The sequence below is a fragment of the Saccharospirillaceae bacterium genome, assembly GCA_022448365.1.
GTDB lineage: Bacteria > Pseudomonadota > Gammaproteobacteria > Pseudomonadales > Oceanobacteraceae > Bacterioplanoides.
The window spans coordinates 167,647-185,863 of sequence record JAKVCS010000005.1 but is presented as its reverse complement, the minus strand read 5'-3'; the positions used below and the strand labels follow the sequence as shown (position 1 = coordinate 185,863).

Here is an 18,217-nt window from a genome sequence, read left to right as displayed (position 1 = left end):
TTAAATGAGAACTATTACCATTTGTGCGGGAGCGTGAAACTACTTATTCTCCTTCGAAACAGCCCTTTTTACCGCTTTGGGCAGGCAGCCAAACTCGTCCCGAAAAGCATCACTAAAGCTCTGCAAATGGCTGTAGCCCGCTATTTGCGCGGCTTCGATAACACTGGCACCTGCTTTCAGAGCTTGATGGCCTTGTTCCAGCTGCAGCCGGCGGCGATAAGCACCGAGTGTGATTCCATGGCGTTGTTTAAATATGCGCTGAATCGTCGAAGGGTTGCTGTGGCACTGATGGGCAATTTGTTTAATAGACAGCTGTTGGCTATCGTCCTGCTGCAGCAGCAAATCCACTTTGTCGGCGACCTGGGTCAGCCGTTCATTGCTGTTTTGCTGCTTTGTTGGCATCACTAATTGCAGAGTTTCCTGAATCAGAGTGAGACACAGAACTTCTTGTTGCAGTGGTTTTAATGACTCGTATTCGTCACAACACAGGCGCAATAAATGTTGGTGGATCAGCGGCGTAATGGAGAAGTAAAAAGGCCGTAAATGATCCTCCATAATGGTGGCAATACTCGCGAGATCCTGTTCCGGAAAAGATTCCGCAAGCCACCCCTGACTCAGTATTAGCACCAGTTCGCGCTTATATTCCTGGTCAAACCGTTTGTATCCGAGAGAGTTTTCCAACACGGGAAAAATCGCCGCAGAAAATGGCCGGTCACTGGCAAAATTAATCTCTTTGCGACCAATACGGATATGAGTAGCGCCATCTAATGCAAAGACGATTCTGATACCTGGCTCAAACGACATACTGAAGTTTTGTGCCTGACTGATGGTCAGGTCTTCGTATTTCAGCATGAGGCCTTCGCGGAGTTGATGCAGCATCACATGGCCCTTCATTCCGGGCAAAGGATCGGTAAGGCGAGAGAGGTTTTGCGTTGGCTTCATACTTGGTTTTCGGACTGTTCTGACTGAAATCGGATGGCTATGAGATAAAAAATCGGCACAACTGGCAGATTGATATTTTTACCGTAGCTGGGGTGTATTTTTGCCGTACCTGGACCTCATTGCAAATCATTATCATTGGCTATCTTTTCAGCGAACCAAAATCCATGAGTATCATCACGACAACGTTAAGTATTTTGATTCTGTATCTGACCAATAAGCATCAGAAGTTGTTATCGAAGCCTCTGTCATTGTCATGGCGGTGGTTGGGATATTTACTGTTGGCGATCTCGCTGATGTCGATTTCGGTTATCGATATGACATCTGCGAGTTTGGTTTTCTGGCTAATGCAATTAATGCTGCAGGCGATATTGCTCCCCTGGCTAGCATTTCTGGCGTCAACTGCCATAGGGAAAAACCATGGATAAACCACGCATTCAGCCACACTGGTGGCAGAAAACCCTGATTGGTTTAATCGGCAGCTTGCTATTGGCTTATGGCCTGATTGCATTGTTTGCCTGGTATGGCCCCGGTGGTCTGAGGGCCGGGGTAAAGGTGCAGTTTAATATGTGGATGATTACACCGATCTGGTTGACGGTATTCAGCTTCAGCTATCTGTTTATCAGCTGGCGAAGTGCTGCACTGACGCTGGGTCTGGCCAATCTTGTTTGCTGGGGGCTGTTCGCAGTTCTCAGAGTCTGGGCTTAAAGGAGTCAGGGGGTGAAGATTCGCAGTGATATTGTTCGCACCTATCAGGCTCTGCACACCTGGACTGGCATAACGACCGGACTGCTGCTGTTTATTGGGTTTTTTGCGGGTGCTTTAACTATGTTTCAGGGCAGCATTCAGCGTTGGGCTGACATGGGAACGCAGCAAGTAACTGACCACTGGCCCGTTCTCTCGTCGGTTAAAACCGACCACCTGATTCAGCGGGTTGTGGCCAAAGATGTGACGGCGGCCAAGGGGTTCGTATTGACCTTGGATGGTTCGCAGCCACCGATGAGCTGGGATACAGCGGATTCAGAATTGGGGCAAACGGTTCTAAAGCGTTATGCCAGTCTTGATGGCGACAACCTGCTATTGCATCAGTCAGAAAAGAATCAGTTATCAAAGCTGATCGATGAATTGCATCGTACCGCTGGCATTGCTGGGGAAATGGGTCATACCTATTTGGGTGTTTATGTTTTGGGGATTGCCGCCATAGCGTATTTTCTGGCGTTGATTTCTGGTGTGATCTTTCTGTTACCAACGCTGGTGCGAAGCTTTTTTGCTCTGCGGCAAAAAAGAGGACGTTTTCGTTACTTGCTGGATACGCATAATCTGGTCGGAGTCGCCAGTTTACCCTTTCATATTATTATTGCGTTGACTGTGGTGGTGTTTGCTTTTCACGACCTGTTTTATGGCGGGTTGATGGCAGTGTATGACGACCAACCACTTTTTGAGCGCCAGTCACCTGATGCTGAGGTGTATCAGTTGTCGCAGCTGCCATCACTGCAGCAGTTTATTGATTTGGGCCAGCGTGAACTGCCGGACTATCAGCTGCAAAGTATTGAACTGCTTGGTTTGGACACCACCCAGCCAATGGCACGAATGGCGATGCAGAATCCCGATCGTCTGATGGTCAATCCACAGGGCGATTTTCTGGTTGTTCATCCGTTCACGTTAGCAGTTGGTTACAACACCAGCCCTACAGGACCGGACAGTATTTGGGGCCGCGTCGTCAGTAGCTTCTTTGCTTTACATTTTGGCAGTTACGGCGGTGATTGGACGCGTTGGGTGTATTTCCTATTGGGTTTGGCCGGTGCTTACCTGTTTTACAGCGGCAACTTGTTATGGCTGGAAAAACGCCGTCAGCAAAAAAACTATTCAGAGAAAATCCTGCGTAATATGACGGCACTGACGCTGGGTGTCAGCCATGGCTGTATTGCAGGCATTGCTTTTTCCATGTTGTTAGGGCGCTGGTTCTCTGCGTATGGCGATATTAATGCCTTATATGTCTGGAGTTATTATCTGATGTTCTTTGCATGTGTCGGCTTTGCATTCTGGCGCACGAACGAGCAGCTGGCACAAACACTGAAGATTGTGTGTGGTTCTCTGTGTTTATTAATGCCTTTGACGTCTCTGATTGGCTGGATGATTCCGGCACTGGGTCTGCCAGTCAGTCATACCTTCGAATCCTGGCTACTGGAGATGATTGCTCTGTTGTTTGCGCTGATCTTTCTGCGATCGGCGCGAGCTGATAACCAGCTTCGGCAATCCCACATGGCCAGCGCCCCTCAGGCGAAAGCGGCCTGAAAGATAGCGCTGACCCGTTTGCGGAAGCGCCATCTGAAGTTCTGTCATCGCGCTCTTTTTTATCGGTTTCTCGTGCTGTTCTCATCCCTTTCTTTCGCTTAATGTTTACGTTAACGTAAAGGTAATCTTTAGGTTGTATTACCTTATCCAGAGAAACCTATGAGCCAGACCTACAGCATCCGCGATTTAGCGGATGAGTTTGATATCACCACCCGCACCATTCGTTTTTACGAAGCTGAGGGTATGTTGCAGCCGCGACGTGAAGGTCAGACGCGGATTTATTCCCCCCAGGATCGGGTAACTCTCAAGCTGATTCTGCGTGGTAAACGTTTAGGTTTGTCGCTGGCCCAGAGTCGAGAGCTGATTGAAATGTACGCCCCGGGTGAAACGCCCGATGCCAACCGGCCGCAGTTGGAAAAGCTGCTGGCGGTGATTGAAGACCGTCGTGCGCATTTGCGTCAGCAGTTACATGATATCGAGCGCATGATGGAAGATTTGGACGATGCGGAGCTGAAAGCACGAGAAGCGCTTTCCTGAAACTAGCTGCGTTGTCACCTGATCAACCGCCTCGTGAATAAGCGCGGCGGGAAAAATAAAAACAAAAATCACAATTTAAACTTGGGCTAACCCAACAGGAGTTTGACTATGAGCGATTTAAATTTCGGCTTAGGCGAAACCATCGACATGTTGCGCGACCAGGTCAACGGCTTCGTTCAGAGCGAGCTGGCGCCCATTGCGGCTGAGGTGGATAAGGAAAACCGGTTCCCAAATGAGATGTGGAAGCGCTTTGGTGACCAGGGTTTGCTGGGTATCACCGCAGAAGAAGAATACGGCGGCGCCAACATGGGTTATCTGGCCCATGTCGTCGCGATGGAAGAAATTTCCCGTGCTTCCGCCTCCGTTGGCCTGTCTTATGGTGCCCACTCAAACCTGTGCGTAAACCAGATTTCGCGTAACGGCAGCGCTGAGCAAAAGACCAGGTACTTGCCAAAACTGATATCCGGTGAACACATTGGTGCGTTGGCAATGAGTGAACCAAACGCCGGCTCTGATGTGGTTAGCATGAAGCTGCGCGCTGATAAACAAGGTGATAGGTACATTCTGAATGGCAGCAAGATGTGGATTACCAATGGTCCGGACGCCAACACTTATGTGATCTACGCCAAAACCGACAGTGAAAAAGGCCCTCACGGTATTACCGCGTTTATTGTTGAGCGCGACTTTAAAGGGTTCAGCCGTGGCACCCACCTCGACAAGCTCGGTATGCGCGGCTCCAATACCTGTGAACTGATTTTCGAAGACTGTGCAGTACCAGAAGAAAATATCCTCGGTGGTTTAAATCAGGGTGTGAAGGTGCTGATGAGTGGCCTGGATTACGAGCGTGTGGTGCTGTCGGGTGGCCCGACCGGCATCATGATGGCCTGTATGGATATTGTGAAACCTTACATTGTTGATCGTCAGCAGTTTGGTAAATCGCTGGGTCAGTTCCAGCTGGTACAGGGCAAGCTGGCGGATATGTACACCAATATGAACGCTTCACGTTCTTATCTCTACAACGTTGCTGCAGCTTGTGACCGTGGTGAAACCACCCGCAAAGACGCGGCTGGCGTGATTCTCTATACCGCTGAAAAAGCCACGCAAATGGCGCTGGATGCGATTCAACTACTGGGTGGAAACGGCTATATCAATGATTTCCCGACGGGTCGTTTATTACGCGATGCCAAGCTGTATGAAATTGGTGCCGGTACGTCGGAGATCCGCCGTATGTTGATCGGCCGTGAAATGTTTGAAGAACTGAAATAACTCCGGTACTGCGAGAACGAGGTAAGCGTTATGCCAATCATTCAGACGCGTCTGGATACACACTCACCCGACTACGAGGCCAACCACGCCCATATGCAGTCGCTGGTTGATGACCTGCGCGATAAACTCGCCACCATCCGTGAGGGCGGTGGTGAAGCGTCGATGCAACGTCACATCAGCCGCGGCAAACTGCCGGTGCGCGAACGCATTCAGCAGTTGCTTGATCCGGGCAGTGCTTTTCTGGAAATTGGCCAGATGGCCGCGTTTGAAGTGTACGACGGTGAGCACGTCCCTGCCGCCGGAGCGGTTGCCGGAATCGGTCGGGTGAATGGTGTGGAATGTATGATTGTCGCTAACGACGCCACGGTAAAAGGCGGTAGCTATTACCCGCTGACCGTGAAAAAACACCTGCGCGCCCAGGCCATTGCGGAGCAGAACCGTCTGCCGTGTATTTATCTTGTCGATTCTGGCGGTGCTAATCTGCCGCGTCAGGAAGAAGTATTTCCGGACCGCGAACACTTCGGACGCATCTTCTTTAACCAGGCCAACATGTCGGCCTGCGGCATTCCACAAATTGCGGTAGTAATGGGTTCCTGTACCGCTGGTGGTGCTTATGTGCCAGCCATGGCGGACGAAGCCATTATCGTGCGTGAGCAAGGCACCATTTTTCTGGCGGGCCCACCGCTGGTGAAGATGGCAATCGGTGAAGAAGTCACCGCCGAAGAACTGGGTGGCGGCGAATTACACACCACGAAATCTGGTGTTGCCGATCATCTGGCGGAAAACGATGCCCACGGTTTGCAGCTGGCGCGTAACGCCGTAGGTCGTCTCAACTGGCAGAAGCCCTATTCTTTTGAGAACACGGCTGTGGATCAGCGCGAAAGTGTTGAGTCCCCAACTAAAGAACCACGGTATCCGGCGGAAGAGTTGTATGGCCTGATCCCTCAGGATACCCGCCTCCCGTATGACGTACGTGAAGTCATTGCCCGTTTAGTCGATGGTTCTGAATTTGATGAATTTAAGGCGCGATACGGCACCACGCTGGTGACAGGGTTTGCCCGGCTATACGGCATGCCGGTGGGCATTGTTGCCAACAACGGCATCCTGTTCAGTGAGGCTGCCCAAAAAGGGGCGCACTTTATTGAGTTGTGCGCGCAGCGCAAGATTCCGCTGATCTTCCTGCAAAACATCACCGGTTTTATGGTTGGATCAAAATACGAAGCCGAAGGTATCGCCCGTCATGGCGCCAAAATGGTTACCGCTGTCGCGTGTGCCAGAGTGCCTAAATTAACCTTGGTGATTGGTGGCTCTTTTGGTGCCGGTAACTATGGCATGTGTGGCCGTGCTTATGATCCGAACTTTATGTTTATGTGGCCCAACGCCCGTATTTCGGTGATGGGCGGCGAACAGGCCGCCGGTGTTCTGGCTCAGGTGAAAAAAGACGCTCTCGCCAAGAAAGGTGTGGAATGGAAAGACGCCGAAGCCGAGGCATTTAAACAACCGATACGCGATACGTATGAAAAACAAGGTCATCCGTATTACAGCTCCGCACGCCTGTGGGACGACGGCATTATTGATCCGGCTGATAGCCGCCGGGTGTTGGGTTTGGCGTTATCCGCTTGTCTGAATAAACCGATTGAGGACACGCAGTTTGGCGTGTTTCGGATGTAAGGGTACGGAACTATGGAAAATATTACCGTTCATATTGCAGGGAAAATCGCCCGCTTAACTCTGAACCGTCCACAGGTTCATAACGCTTTTAATGCCGAAACTGTTTCCGAATTACGTCAGGCACTGGCCAGCCTGGCGGCAGATGATGCCGTGCGGGTTCTGGTATTGCAGGGCGAAGGTAAACACTTTTGCGCCGGTGGTGACCTGAACTGGATGAAGTCACAGAAACAAGCGTCGCTGGCAGAAAACCAGGCCGACTCTGGCCGTCTGGCTGATCTGCTGGATGAACTGAACTCCTTCCCAAAACCCACGATTGCTGAAGTTCAAGGTGCTGCTTTTGGTGGTGCCCTGGGTCTGATCAGCTGCTGCGATATGGTAGTGGCATCGGATGATGCCCGTTTCTGTCTGAGTGAAGTGAAACTGGGTCTGAGTCCGGCAACCATCAGTCCGTATGTGATTGCGGCGATGGGCGCACGTCAGGCGCGTCGTTATTTCTTAACGGCTGAACTTATTAATGCCGAAAAGGCATATGAAATCGGATTGATACATCAAATTGTTTCACGTGAAACGCTCTCTGATGTGACGGCTGGCTGGATCAGAAATCTGCTGAATAACGGCCCGCAAGCCATCGCCGCTACCAAGCAACTGATTCGAGAGGTCAGTAATAAAGCCATCGATGATGAGTTAAAAGCCTACACCTCGGAACTGATTGCTCGTTTACGTGTGGGTGATGAAGGTCAGGAAGGCTTAACCGCATTTTTTGAAAAGCGTGCTGCAGCTTATTCCGTAACAAACAGCGCAACAGGAGATAAATAACATGACTATGTTCAGTAAGATCCTGATTGCTAACCGCGGCGAAATTGCCCTGCGGGTGATGCGTACTGCTAAAGCCATGGGTATTCGCACCGTGGCGTTGTATTCCGAAGCCGATCGTCACGCGCAACATGTATTAGCCGCTGATGAAGCCGTGTGTGTTGGCCCGGCGGCCGCCAGCCAAAGCTATCTGCAAATCGATAATGTGATTGCAGCGGCAAAACAAACCGGCGCCCAGGCAATTCATCCGGGCTATGGATTCCTGAGTGAAAACGCGGCGTTTTCCCGTGCCTGTACTGAAAACGCTATCGAATTTATTGGCCCATCGGCATCTTCTATCGAAGCCATGGGTGACAAAGCCAGCGCCAAAGCCCTGTTATCTGATAGCGCAGTGCCGCTGGTGCCTGGCTACCACGGTGAAGACCAGTCTGATGATTTGTTGTGCGCTGAAGCCGAACGCATTGGCTTTCCGGTGCTGTTAAAAGCCAGCGCGGGTGGCGGTGGTAAAGGTATGCGGGTGGTGGACAAAGCCGCCGACGTGTTGGAAAACATCGTCAGTGCCCGTCGTGAGGGGTTATCGTCTTTTGGCGATGACCGTCTGCTGATTGAAAAATATCTGCTGAAGCCACGTCACGTGGAAGTGCAGGTATTCTGCGATAAACACGGCAACGGTGTTTACCTGTTTGAACGTGATTGTTCGGTGCAACGTCGTCACCAGAAGGTGATTGAGGAGGCACCGGCTCCGGGTTTTAATGACGACGAAGATTTACGTCGCCGCATGGGTGAAGCCGCCCTCGCCGCCGCCCATAAGATTAATTACGTTGGCGCCGGTACCGTGGAATTCCTGCTCGATAGCCGTGGTGATTTCTTCTTTATGGAGATGAACACCCGTCTGCAGGTTGAGCATCCGGTTACCGAAATGGTCACTGACCAGGATCTGGTGGAATGGCAGCTGCGTGTGGCTGCGGGTGAGACCCTTCCGGTGACTCAGGACCAGTTGCGCGTTCATGGCCACGCAATCGAAGTGCGGATTTACGCCGAGGATGCCGACAATGGCTTCTTGCCAGCGATTGGTGATTTAAGCCGTTTACGCTGGCCTGCCGCCTGTAACTTTGACAGGACTTCCTCTATTCGGGTTGATAGTGGTGTGATCGAAGGTGATACCGTATCGCCGTATTACGATCCGATGATCGCTAAGCTGATTGTGTGGGGTGCCGATCGCAATGCCGCCATTGTTCGCATGCAGCAAGCGTTAACTGAATTGGAAATCGATGGGGTTAAAAACAACCGTGATTTTCTCGCGCGTTTAATGGCAGAGCCGGGCTTTATCGCAGCAGATCTATCGACCGATTTTATTGATCGTCATGAGCTGGATGCCGAGCAGGATCCGGACTGGTTATTGGGCGCACTGGCAGAGCTGGCGCACGAGGCAAAATCCGGGGTTGCGACGTCCTCTGATCCCTGGAATATCCATGATCATTTCAGAATGAATCTGAATGCTCGCAAAACGGTTTATTTGAATACCGCCAGCGGTGATTCCTGTGTCGCCAAGGTTCAGCATCAAGCGGATGGTTCGCTTCAGATCGACATCGAAGACCAGTCATACAGGGTTAACGGCCTGAGCCTGAATAGCGGCGTTTTAAGCTACGAGCTGGATGGCAAAATTCAACGCCATAACGTCAAAATTACCGATGACGAAGCCATCGTCTGGCTGGAAAAAGCGACCAAGCGTTACGCCCGCCATGTCTGGTTGGGCGAAGGTGCTGGTGACGACCATGGTGGTTTAACCGCTCCGATGTCGGGTCAGGTGCTGGAAGTCAACGTCACAGCCGGTGATCAGGTGGAAGCCGGTCAGGTGCTGATGGTTATGGAAGCGATGAAGATGGAGCACAGCATTCGCGCAGCCGAAGACGGCGTGGTTAAGCAGGTGTTCTACGGCACTGGTGATCAGGTGTTTGAAGGTGCTGAGTTGATTGCTCTTCAGGGTGAGGAATAGACGAATTTTGCATGGCACCGTAATTTTTCAGCCGGTGCATAGAAAGCCACATCCCTGTGATCTCTATGCACACGCAACATCCTGTTGCTGGCTCTGAAAAATCACGGAACCATCCAATATTCTTGGACTAACCGGAAACGTGTTTCGGATAAAGGAAAAGAGTGCGGCAGTCATAAGGCTTTTTTAAAGCAGCAACAGGATGTTGCGACCGCGAATCAGTGCATGGATGTACCCTTTTCGCGGCGGTAAAAAAGTCTTATGGCTGCCACACTCGGCGTAAAACCTAGATAAGGTTTGCTAGTGATGAAAAAAGAAAAAATAAAAATCGTCGAAGTAGGCGCCCGCGATGGCCTGCAAAATGAAAAGCAGGAACTGTCGGTCAAACTCAAGGTTGAGCTGATCGAACGTCTGGCCGCTTGTGGTTTAACGACCATCGAATCGGGCAGTTTTGTCTCACCAAAATGGGTGCCGCAAATGGCGGGCAGCGATCAGGTGCTGCAACAACTGAAGGCCAGTCCTAAGCGCAACAACGCGGTGAAATACGCAGCGCTGACACCCAACCTACAAGGGTTAGAAGGCGCGTTAGCCGCTAACGCCGATGAAGTGGCGGTATTCACCGCTGCTTCAGATGCCTTCACGCAAAAGAATATTAATTGCACGGTTCAGCAGAGTCTGGAGCGAATTCGTCCAGTGCTGGATCACGCCCGTACCGTTGGTTTACCGGTGCGCGGTTATGTTTCCACCGTGATGGGCTGCCCGTATCAGGGTGAAGTGGATGTGAATAAAGTGGTCGATGTTGCCCAAGCTTTGCTGGATATGGGCTGCTATGAAATTTCTCTCGGCGACACTATTGGTGTTGGCACGCCAGCCAAAACTCAACAACTGATTCGTACCCTGGCGATGCATGTACCGATGTCGCAGCTGGCAGTGCATTTCCACGATACCTATGGCCAGGCGCTGGCCAATATCTACGCCGCACTGGAACTGGGTATTCGTACCGTGGATAGCTCGGTTGCTGGTTTGGGCGGTTGCCCGTATGCCGGTGCCACAGCGACCGGAGTAGCCGCCTCCGGTAATGTCGCCACCGAGGACGTGGTATATATGCTTAACGGCCTGGGTTACGACTCGGGTGTTGATCTACAGTCGTTGGCACAAACCGGTGCCTGGATCAGTGAACAATTAAACCGTCCGAATGGCAGTAAGGCCGGCTTGGCCATCGCGGCACAAAGCGCAAGTGGGTAAAACAACATGACTCAGGATTTATTGTGGCAAGCCAGCCCGCAGCGGCAACAAGCGTCGAATATGCTGGCCTTCCTCGAGCGGGCCAACAGCGAATATTCCCTAAACCTGAACAGCTACGCAGACCTGCATCAATGGAGTATTGAACAGCGCGAAGCCTTTTGGTCTCTGTTGTGGCATTACGCTCAGATAGAAGCCCAGACGCTTTATAACCGCGTATTAACCAACGGCGATAACATGCCCGGTGCGCGCTGGTTTGACGGTGCAAAATTGAACTTCGCTGAGAACCTGCTGGCGCCCGCCAACAATCCTGATCTGGCGAATAAAGCCGCTCTGGTTTTCCGCAATGAAGACCCTGATACCCGTGTTGAGATCAGCTACGCCGAACTGTATTTGCAGGTCGCTAAAGCGGCTCATGCCATGCGTGCAGTGGGCGTTGTTGCCGGAGATCGCGTTGCTGCGTTTATGCCCAACTGCCCACAAACCGTAATTACTATGTTGGCCGCAACCAGCATCGGAGCGGTGTTCTCATCGTGCTCGCCGGACTTTGGTATCCAGGGGGTGCTGGATCGTTTTGGTCAGATCAAACCTAAGTTATTGCTGGCAACTCAGGGCTATTTATATGCCGGTAAAAAGATCGATTGTGGTGAACGGGTTGCGGCTATTGCTGAATCACTGAATCTGAATGCCGAACAATTGATCTCGGTGCCTTACGTTGGTTTAGATAATGAATTTTCTCAGCCCGAGCAGTCGATTATTTGGAATGATTTTTTAAACAACGATTCCAGTGATATCGATTTCGAAGCCCTGCCCTTCGATCACCCGCTTTATATTATGTACAGCTCCGGTACCACCGGCGTGCCGAAATGCATTGTGCACGGTGCTGGCGGTACTTTGCTGCAGCACAAAAAAGAACTGCTGCTGCACACCGACGTAAAACCGGCTGACGTGCTGTTCTATTTCACCACCTGTGGCTGGATGATGTGGAACTGGCTGGTATCGGGTTTATCCACAGGGGCGACGTTATTATTGTTTGATGGATCACCGTTTCATCAGGACGGGGAGGCCAACCCTGAGGTGATGTGGAATATTGCCGAGCAGGAAGGCATGACGATTTTTGGTACCAGTGCCAAATACATCAGTGCGCTGGAAAAAGCCGGCATTAAGCCTGCTGCCTCTCATCATCATAAAGTTCGCACACTGCTCTCCACCGGCTCACCGCTGGCGCATGAAAGTTTCGATTATGTGTATCGTGATGTAGCTGTTGAACGTAATGGCCATGCGGACCTGGCGTTATGCTCAATCTCTGGCGGCACCGATATTATTTCCTGTTTTGCGCTGGGCAGCCCGCTGTTACCCGTTTATCGCGGTGAGCTACAGTGTTTTGGGCTGGGAATGGATGTTCAGACCTGGAATGACGACGGTGGCAAGGCCAAAGCAGGCGAAAAAGGCGAACTGGTGTGTGCTCAGGCCTTCCCTTCGATGCCGGTGGGTTTCTGGAATGATGACTGCTCGGAAATCGCATACGGTCTGAAATACCACAGCGCTTATTTTGATCAATTTCAGAATGTTTGGGCCCATGGAGACTATGCAGAGGTAACCCCACACCGTGGCTTGATTATTCATGGTCGCAGCGATGCGGTGTTAAATCCCGGCGGTGTGCGTATTGGTACCGCCGAGATTTATCGGCAGGTCGAGAAGCTGGATGAAGTGATAGAAAGTCTCGCGATTGGTCAGCAATGGCGGGACGACGTACGTGTTGTGTTGTTTGTTGTTTTATCTAAGGAAGCGCTGGCATCGGGTTTGCAAAACACCGTTATGACTGACGACTTGCGTCAGAAAATACGTCAGCAGATTCGCGCCAACTGCACCCCACGCCATGTTCCGGCTAAGGTAATCGCGGTACCGGAATTACCCCGTACCATTTCTGGCAAGCTGGTGGAACTGGCGGTGCGCAATGCGGTGCACGGCGACCCGGTGAAAAACACCGATGCATTAGCCAACCCACAGGCACTGGCGCACTTTAAAGATATTGAGGAGCTAGCCTATGACTGACCATCAGGTGGATAACCAGACAGACCCTTTAATCATTGAACGGATTCAGGACGATGCTGGTAATAACAGCATTGCCTTAATGACGCTGAATCGCCCAGAGATTAAAAACGCGATTTCCGATGCCGACGTGATCGACGCCTTTGATACCATGGTTGATCAACTGAATGCAGATGACCGTGTGAAAGTTGCTGTCTTCACTGGTGCCGGCGATGTCTTCTCCGGCGGTGGCAATATCAAAGCCATGAAAAACCGCACGGGTATGTTTGAGGGCGATGCAGAACAACTGCAGAAAAACTATAAGCAGTTTATTCAGCGAATTCCGTTGGCGTTTGCCCGCCTGCAAGTGCCGGTGATTGCGGCTGTAAATGGTCCGGCCGTTGGCGCAGGCAACGATTTGGTGTGTATGTGTGACATCGCGATTGCCAGCAATCAGGCGACATTCTCCGAAAGCTTTATCAAGTTGGGCATTATTCCGGGTGACGGTGGCGCCTGGTTATTACCGCGGCGTATCGGGATGCAAAAAGCGCTGGAAATGGCGTTAACCGGCCGTGCATTTTCTGCCGATGAGGCCTTGGCCATGGGCCTGGTTTCGCGCCTGGTCGAACCCGATCAGCTGGTGGGTCATGCGTTAGGTCTGGCACGTCAGATGGCAACCAACGATGCTCGTTGTTTACGTGAAACCAAACGTTTATTCCATGAAGCACAAAGCCAGACCCTGGAGCAAGCGCTGGATAGCGCAGCACAGATTCAGGGGATTCTGCACCATGAGTCGGGTTTTAAATTGTAGGATTTGCGCGGTAACAGAGCGATATCGGGTTTCACCACGTCGTCCTGCAGCATAATCCGTAATCACTCAGCTTTGCATTGGCAAATCCTCTGTTCAGAACGCTTTTATGCTAAGATGCGCGGCTTTTCGTTGACAGCTTGCGAGCGACATTTCCATGACCGTGCCCATTGAACAACTGACCGAGCAAATCGCCCGCGGCGCTCAGGCGATGAACGTCGATTTATCGTCTGAGCAGCTGAATAAGCTCAGTGATTATCTGGCGCTGTTTATGAAGTGGAATAAGGCGTACAACCTGACGGCCATTCGCGATCCACAACAAATGGTACCGCTGCATCTGCTCGATAGTCTGGTGGTGAATCGCTACGTGCAGGAAGCCAGTCTGATCGCAGATATCGGCACCGGCCCTGGGTTGCCCGGCATTGTGTTGGCGATCATGAACCCGGACAAGGAGTTTATGCTGCTCGACAGTAACGGCAAAAAAACCCGCTTTCTGTTTATGGCAAAAACCGCCCTGGGCCTCGACAATGTCACCATAGTGAACGATCGGGTTGAGGCGTATCATCCTCCAAAGCCTTTCGATATGATTGTCAGCCGCGCCTTCGCATCCTTGTACGATATGACCCATTGGTGCCAGCATCTGCGTGCCGACGACGGCTGTTTTATGGCTATGAAGGGTCAGTATCCGGATGATGAGATCGCTGCTATCGACAGCGATTTTAAGGTGGTGGAAAGCTTCAGGCTGGAAGTGCCGGGTGTTGATGGCGAGCGTCATCTGTTAAGAATCCTGCCGAAATAACGTGCGCTGCATAAAGGAAGATTCCTGTGAGTAAAATTCTGGCGATTGCCAATCAGAAAGGTGGTGTGGGTAAAACCACCACAGCGGTGAATCTGGCTGCATCTCTGGTCGCCACTAAGCGTCGTGTTTTGTTGGTGGATCTGGACCCTCAGGGTAATGCCACCATGGGTTCCGGCATCGATAAGCACGATCTGGAATTATCCCTGTACGACGTATTAACCGGTGGTTGCCGCACGGCTGCTGCTTTGCAAAAGGCGGAACCTGCAGGCTACGATTTATTGCCGGGCAATGGTGATCTGGTGGCTGCCGAAGTTGAGCTGATGGATGTCAGTCGTAAAGAAAGCCGTTTGCGTGATGCTTTGGGTGAGGTTCGTCCAGACTACGATTACATCCTGATCGACTGCCCACCCTCATTAAATATGCTGACTCTGAATGCGCTGGTTGCCGCTCAGGGTGTATTGATTCCGATGCAATGTGAATATTATGCGCTGGAAGGCCTGAGCGCTCTGTTGCAAACCGTTGAATCATTGAAAGAAAGTATGAATCCGAAGCTGGAGATTGAGGGACTGCTGCGCACTATGTATGACCCGCGCAACAGCCTGACCCAGGATGTGTCGGCGCAGTTGACCGAGCATTTCGGAGACAAGGTTTATGGCACGGTCATTCCGCGTAATGTGCGGCTGGCGGAAGCGCCAAGCCATGGGTTACCTGCTCTTATTTACGATAAGACTTCCCGCGGTGCGGTAGCGTATCTGGCGCTGGCCGGCGAAATGAATCGCCGAAATAAATAATTGTGTAGAAAGATAGAAGAATGTCTAAAAAGAAACGCGGATTAGGACGTGGGCTGGATGCCCTGATGGCCAGCTCAAAAGCCGCCGTGGCGGTTGAGCCTGCTGAGGTTGCGATTGAACCGGTCACTGATACTACCGCAGCTGCCGACACAGCCGAGCCTATTGCGGCTGACACGGAAGGGTCTGTTAAAGATGGAGCGTTACGCCATCTTCCGGTGGAGTGGATTCAGCCGGGACAATATCAGCCGCGTAAAGACATCCAGCCGGAAGCGCTGGAAGAACTGGCAGCCTCTATCAAAGCTCAGGGTCTGATGCAGCCAATCGTAGTTCGTCCGATTGCTGCGGGTACTCCCGAAGCGCCACGTTTCGAAATCATTGCTGGTGAGCGGCGCTGGCGTGCCTGCCAGCTGGCGCAGATGGAATCGGTTCCGGCGTTGATACGGGATGTGCCGGATGAAGCTGCCATTGCGATGGCGCTGATCGAAAACATTCAGCGTGAAGACCTGAATCCGATGGAAGAAGCCATCGCGCTTCATCGGCTGCAACACGAATTTGAGCTAACTCAAATGGAGGTGGCCGAAGCCGTCGGTAAAAACCGCGCTACCGTTGCCAATTTACTGCGTCTGATGAATCTCAATGACGATGTGAAACGTCTGCTGGAACATGGTGATATTGAGATGGGTCACGCTCGTGCCCTGCTGGGTCTGCACGGTGGCCAGCAGTCCGAGGCCGCCGCCCAGGTCGTAACCCGCGTGTTAACGGTACGACAGACCGAAGCGCTGGTGCGTAACCTGCAAAACGGTGGTGATAAGAATCCGGAGCAGGCCAAAGCCAATCCGGATATTCAGCGCCTGGAACGTTTATTGGGTGACCGTTTAGGTGCGAAAGTGGCGATTAAACACAGCGCTAAAGGCAAAGGTCAGTTGGTGATTAACTACACCAACCTGGATGAGCTGGATGGGATTCTGCGCCATATTCAGTGAGTGTGATTCTCCGAATCGCAGAAGTTAAAAAGGAGCCTGATGGCTCCTTTTTTCATTCAATAAAAAGATGAGATTAGCCATTGGGCATCATTGAAAATGTCTTCGTGGCGTTATCCACTCGTCGCCATTTGGTTAGGCGTTGAGTGGACGAATGTGTTTTAGCTGTCTGAGATGGCGGCATACATATAGGGTACCGGAATTTTTAATAAAAAAAGGGGTTTCTACGAACAACTGGCTTGGTAGAGATTGATAGAGCGTGCAGGCCGATGTGTAACAGATAATGCACTATTTCCGTCACTTTTGTCCGCCCATTCACCCTGTGAATGACACATATCACGCAAATACGACGAATTATCGAGCCTTTACTCATGGTTTCGGTTGATGCCCAAAGGGTGAGCCAATATAATCACGGCGCCTTAAATTTGGGCGTTGCAGATTTTTTGAACAGTGCGAGGCTAGTGTGTCATCGATTTTTCCTCGCCAATCCGTGTACAAAGTGATGCTTGTACAGTTTGGGTTAACGCTGTTTTCTGCATTGGTGGCCTGGTTACACAGCGATGTAGCCGCCAAATCGGCGTTATTGGGAGGCCTGACTTGTGCTGTCCCAAGCGCTTATTTTGTTTGGCGAGCATTCCGCTACTCAGGTGCCCGTATGGCTGACCGGGTGGTTCAGTCGTTATACCAGGGAGAAGCCTGGAAATTTATGCTCACCGCACTGAGTTTTGGCGTGATATTTGTGCGAGTTGAGCCATTGAATGTTCCTGCATTGTTTATTGCGTTTATGACAGTGCAGCTGGGGCACTTAGCCTCAGCACGAATAACTAATTTTTAAACCTTTGGAATTGAGAGTGAACAATGGCTGGTAACTCCCAAGAGTATATCTCGCACCACTTAACCAATCTGACCTACGGCAAGTTGCCAGCAGGTTATGTTCGTACCGATAAGGACGGCACCCAAACTGAGCTGACTCAGGACACCTGGACCATGGCACTGAGCGGTAAAGAAGCTCAGGATATGGGCTTTATGGCCGTTCACGTTGACTCCATTGGCTGGTCTTTACTGATGGGTATCCTGTTCGCATGGATCTTCTCTAAAGCAGCTAAAGCAGCAACTTCTGGTGTGCCGGGTAAGCTGCAGAATGCCGTTGAGACGGTGGTTGAGTTTGTCGATAACACCGTTAAAGAAACCTTCCACGGTCGTAACCCGCTGGTTGCTCCGTTAGCCCTGACGATCTTCGTTTGGGTATTCCTGATGAACTCGCTGAAGTGGATTCCGGTTGATATCATTCCGGGTATCGCCCACGCGGCTGGCCTGCCTTTCTTCAAGATTGTTCCGACTGCCGATCCAAACGGTACGCTGGGCCTGTCTCTGGGCGTATTCCTGCTGATTATCTACTACAGCATCAAAGTTAAAGGTGTAGGTGGCTTCGCGAAAGAGCTGTCTCTGACACCGTTCAATCACCCGATTGCTATCCCGTTCAACCTGTTCCTGGAAGTTCTGGGTCTGCTGACTAAACCTTTGTCTCTGGCACTGCGACTGTTCGGTAACATGTACGCGGGTGAGGTTGTATTTATTCTGATTGCGTTGCTGCCGTTTTACCTTCAGTGGGTATTAAACGTGCCGTGGGCAATCTTCCATATTCTGGTGATTCCGCTGCAAGCGTTCATCTTCATGGTTCTGACGATTGTATATCTGAGTCAGGCTCACGAAGACCACTAACAGCGTAATTAACAGACGATTTTAACCCTTAATTTAACTACTTAACTAAACCTTTAGGAGTCTCATATGGAACTCGTATACATTGCTGCTGCAATCATGATTGGCCTGGGTGCACTGGGTACTGGTATCGGCTTCGCTCTGCTGGGCGGTAAGCTGCTGGAAGGTACTGCACGTCAGCCAGAGCTGGGTCCTCAGCTGCAAACCAAAACCTTCCTGATGGCTGGCCTGTTAGACGCCGTGCCTATGATCGGTGTTGGTATCGCGATGTACCTGATCTTCGTTGTAGCACCTGCTGCTTAAGGTGAGCACGATCTGAGATCGTGTTCTTCA

18 protein-coding genes are annotated in these 18,217 nt (G+C 51.3%); 17 read left to right on the top strand and 1 reads right to left on the bottom strand.

Translation table 11 applies throughout. The annotated features are described in order from the left end of the window. Positions 1-39 precede the first annotated feature (39 nt). The gene (locus MK185_14810; GenBank protein MCH2041897.1) at positions 40-942 is read right to left on the bottom strand and encodes an AraC family transcriptional regulator; all 903 of its coding nucleotides are present in this window, start codon (positions 940-942) and stop codon (positions 40-42) included. Between the two features lie 164 nt (positions 943-1,106). Here MK185_14810 and MK185_14805 point away from each other — a divergent pair, with 164 nt between their 5' ends. The 17 genes from MK185_14805 to atpE all read left to right on the top strand — a co-directional run bounded on the left by MK185_14805 (position 1,107) and on the right by atpE (position 18,187). Beyond that, positions 1,107-1,367, top strand: a complete 261-nt coding sequence (locus MK185_14805; protein ID MCH2041896.1) for a hypothetical protein — start codon at positions 1,107-1,109, stop codon at positions 1,365-1,367. Next, the gene (locus tag MK185_14800; GenBank protein ID MCH2041895.1) at positions 1,360-1,647 is read left to right on the top strand and encodes a hypothetical protein; all 288 of its coding nucleotides are present in this window, start codon (positions 1,360-1,362) and stop codon (positions 1,645-1,647) included. The genes MK185_14805 and MK185_14800 overlap by 8 nt, the downstream gene beginning before the upstream one ends. A 12-nt stretch (positions 1,648-1,659) precedes the next feature. Further along, on the top strand, positions 1,660-3,234 hold the full coding sequence (locus MK185_14795; protein MCH2041894.1) for a PepSY domain-containing protein: 1,575 nt from the start codon (positions 1,660-1,662) through the stop codon (positions 3,232-3,234). A 159-nt stretch (positions 3,235-3,393) separates the two neighbouring features. Then, complete coding sequence (locus MK185_14790; GenBank protein ID MCH2041893.1) at positions 3,394-3,771, top strand: MerR family DNA-binding transcriptional regulator; 378 nt, start codon at positions 3,394-3,396, stop codon at positions 3,769-3,771. A 102-nt stretch (positions 3,772-3,873) separates the two neighbouring features. Next, the gene (locus tag MK185_14785) at positions 3,874-5,037 is read left to right on the top strand and encodes an isovaleryl-CoA dehydrogenase (protein ID MCH2041892.1); all 1,164 of its coding nucleotides are present in this window, start codon (positions 3,874-3,876) and stop codon (positions 5,035-5,037) included. Between the two features lie 30 nt (positions 5,038-5,067). Further along, positions 5,068-6,708, top strand: coding sequence for a methylcrotonoyl-CoA carboxylase (locus MK185_14780; GenBank protein MCH2041891.1), 1,641 nt, complete (start codon positions 5,068-5,070; stop codon positions 6,706-6,708). A gap of 12 nt (positions 6,709-6,720) precedes the next feature. Further along, the gene (locus MK185_14775) at positions 6,721-7,524 is read left to right on the top strand and encodes an enoyl-CoA hydratase-related protein (GenBank protein MCH2041890.1); all 804 of its coding nucleotides are present in this window, start codon (positions 6,721-6,723) and stop codon (positions 7,522-7,524) included. 1 nt (position 7,525) lies between these two features. Further along, complete coding sequence (locus tag MK185_14770; protein ID MCH2041889.1) at positions 7,526-9,517, top strand: acetyl/propionyl/methylcrotonyl-CoA carboxylase subunit alpha; 1,992 nt, start codon at positions 7,526-7,528, stop codon at positions 9,515-9,517. A 300-nt stretch (positions 9,518-9,817) separates the two neighbouring features. Further along, positions 9,818-10,759, top strand: a complete 942-nt coding sequence (locus tag MK185_14765; protein MCH2041888.1) for a hydroxymethylglutaryl-CoA lyase — start codon at positions 9,818-9,820, stop codon at positions 10,757-10,759. Between the two features lie 6 nt (positions 10,760-10,765). Further along, the gene (locus MK185_14760; protein ID MCH2041887.1) at positions 10,766-12,811 is read left to right on the top strand and encodes an acetoacetate--CoA ligase; all 2,046 of its coding nucleotides are present in this window, start codon (positions 10,766-10,768) and stop codon (positions 12,809-12,811) included. Then, a complete protein-coding gene (locus tag MK185_14755) occupies positions 12,804-13,598 on the top strand; it encodes an enoyl-CoA hydratase-related protein (GenBank protein ID MCH2041886.1) in 795 nt (264 codons plus the stop codon). The genes MK185_14760 and MK185_14755 overlap by 8 nt, the downstream gene beginning before the upstream one ends. A gap of 154 nt (positions 13,599-13,752) precedes the next feature. Continuing rightward, positions 13,753-14,394: a 16S rRNA (guanine(527)-N(7))-methyltransferase RsmG gene (gene rsmG / locus MK185_14750; GenBank protein ID MCH2041885.1), complete on the top strand. Its 642-nt coding sequence runs from the start codon at positions 13,753-13,755 to the stop codon at positions 14,392-14,394. 26 nt (positions 14,395-14,420) lie between these two features. Further along, complete coding sequence (locus tag MK185_14745) at positions 14,421-15,185, top strand: ParA family protein (GenBank protein MCH2041884.1); 765 nt, start codon at positions 14,421-14,423, stop codon at positions 15,183-15,185. A 20-nt stretch (positions 15,186-15,205) separates the two neighbouring features. Continuing rightward, the gene (locus tag MK185_14740; protein ID MCH2041883.1) at positions 15,206-16,168 is read left to right on the top strand and encodes a ParB/RepB/Spo0J family partition protein; all 963 of its coding nucleotides are present in this window, start codon (positions 15,206-15,208) and stop codon (positions 16,166-16,168) included. A 499-nt stretch (positions 16,169-16,667) separates the two neighbouring features. Continuing rightward, positions 16,668-17,000, top strand: coding sequence for an ATP synthase subunit I (locus MK185_14735; GenBank protein MCH2041882.1), 333 nt, complete (start codon positions 16,668-16,670; stop codon positions 16,998-17,000). 23 nt (positions 17,001-17,023) lie between these two features. Further along, a complete protein-coding gene (gene atpB, locus MK185_14730) occupies positions 17,024-17,887 on the top strand; it encodes a F0F1 ATP synthase subunit A (GenBank protein ID MCH2041881.1) in 864 nt (287 codons plus the stop codon). Positions 17,888-17,953: 66 nt separating this feature from the next. Further along, positions 17,954-18,187, top strand: a complete 234-nt coding sequence (gene atpE, locus MK185_14725) for a F0F1 ATP synthase subunit C (protein ID MCH2041880.1) — start codon at positions 17,954-17,956, stop codon at positions 18,185-18,187. Positions 18,188-18,217 lie beyond the last annotated feature (30 nt).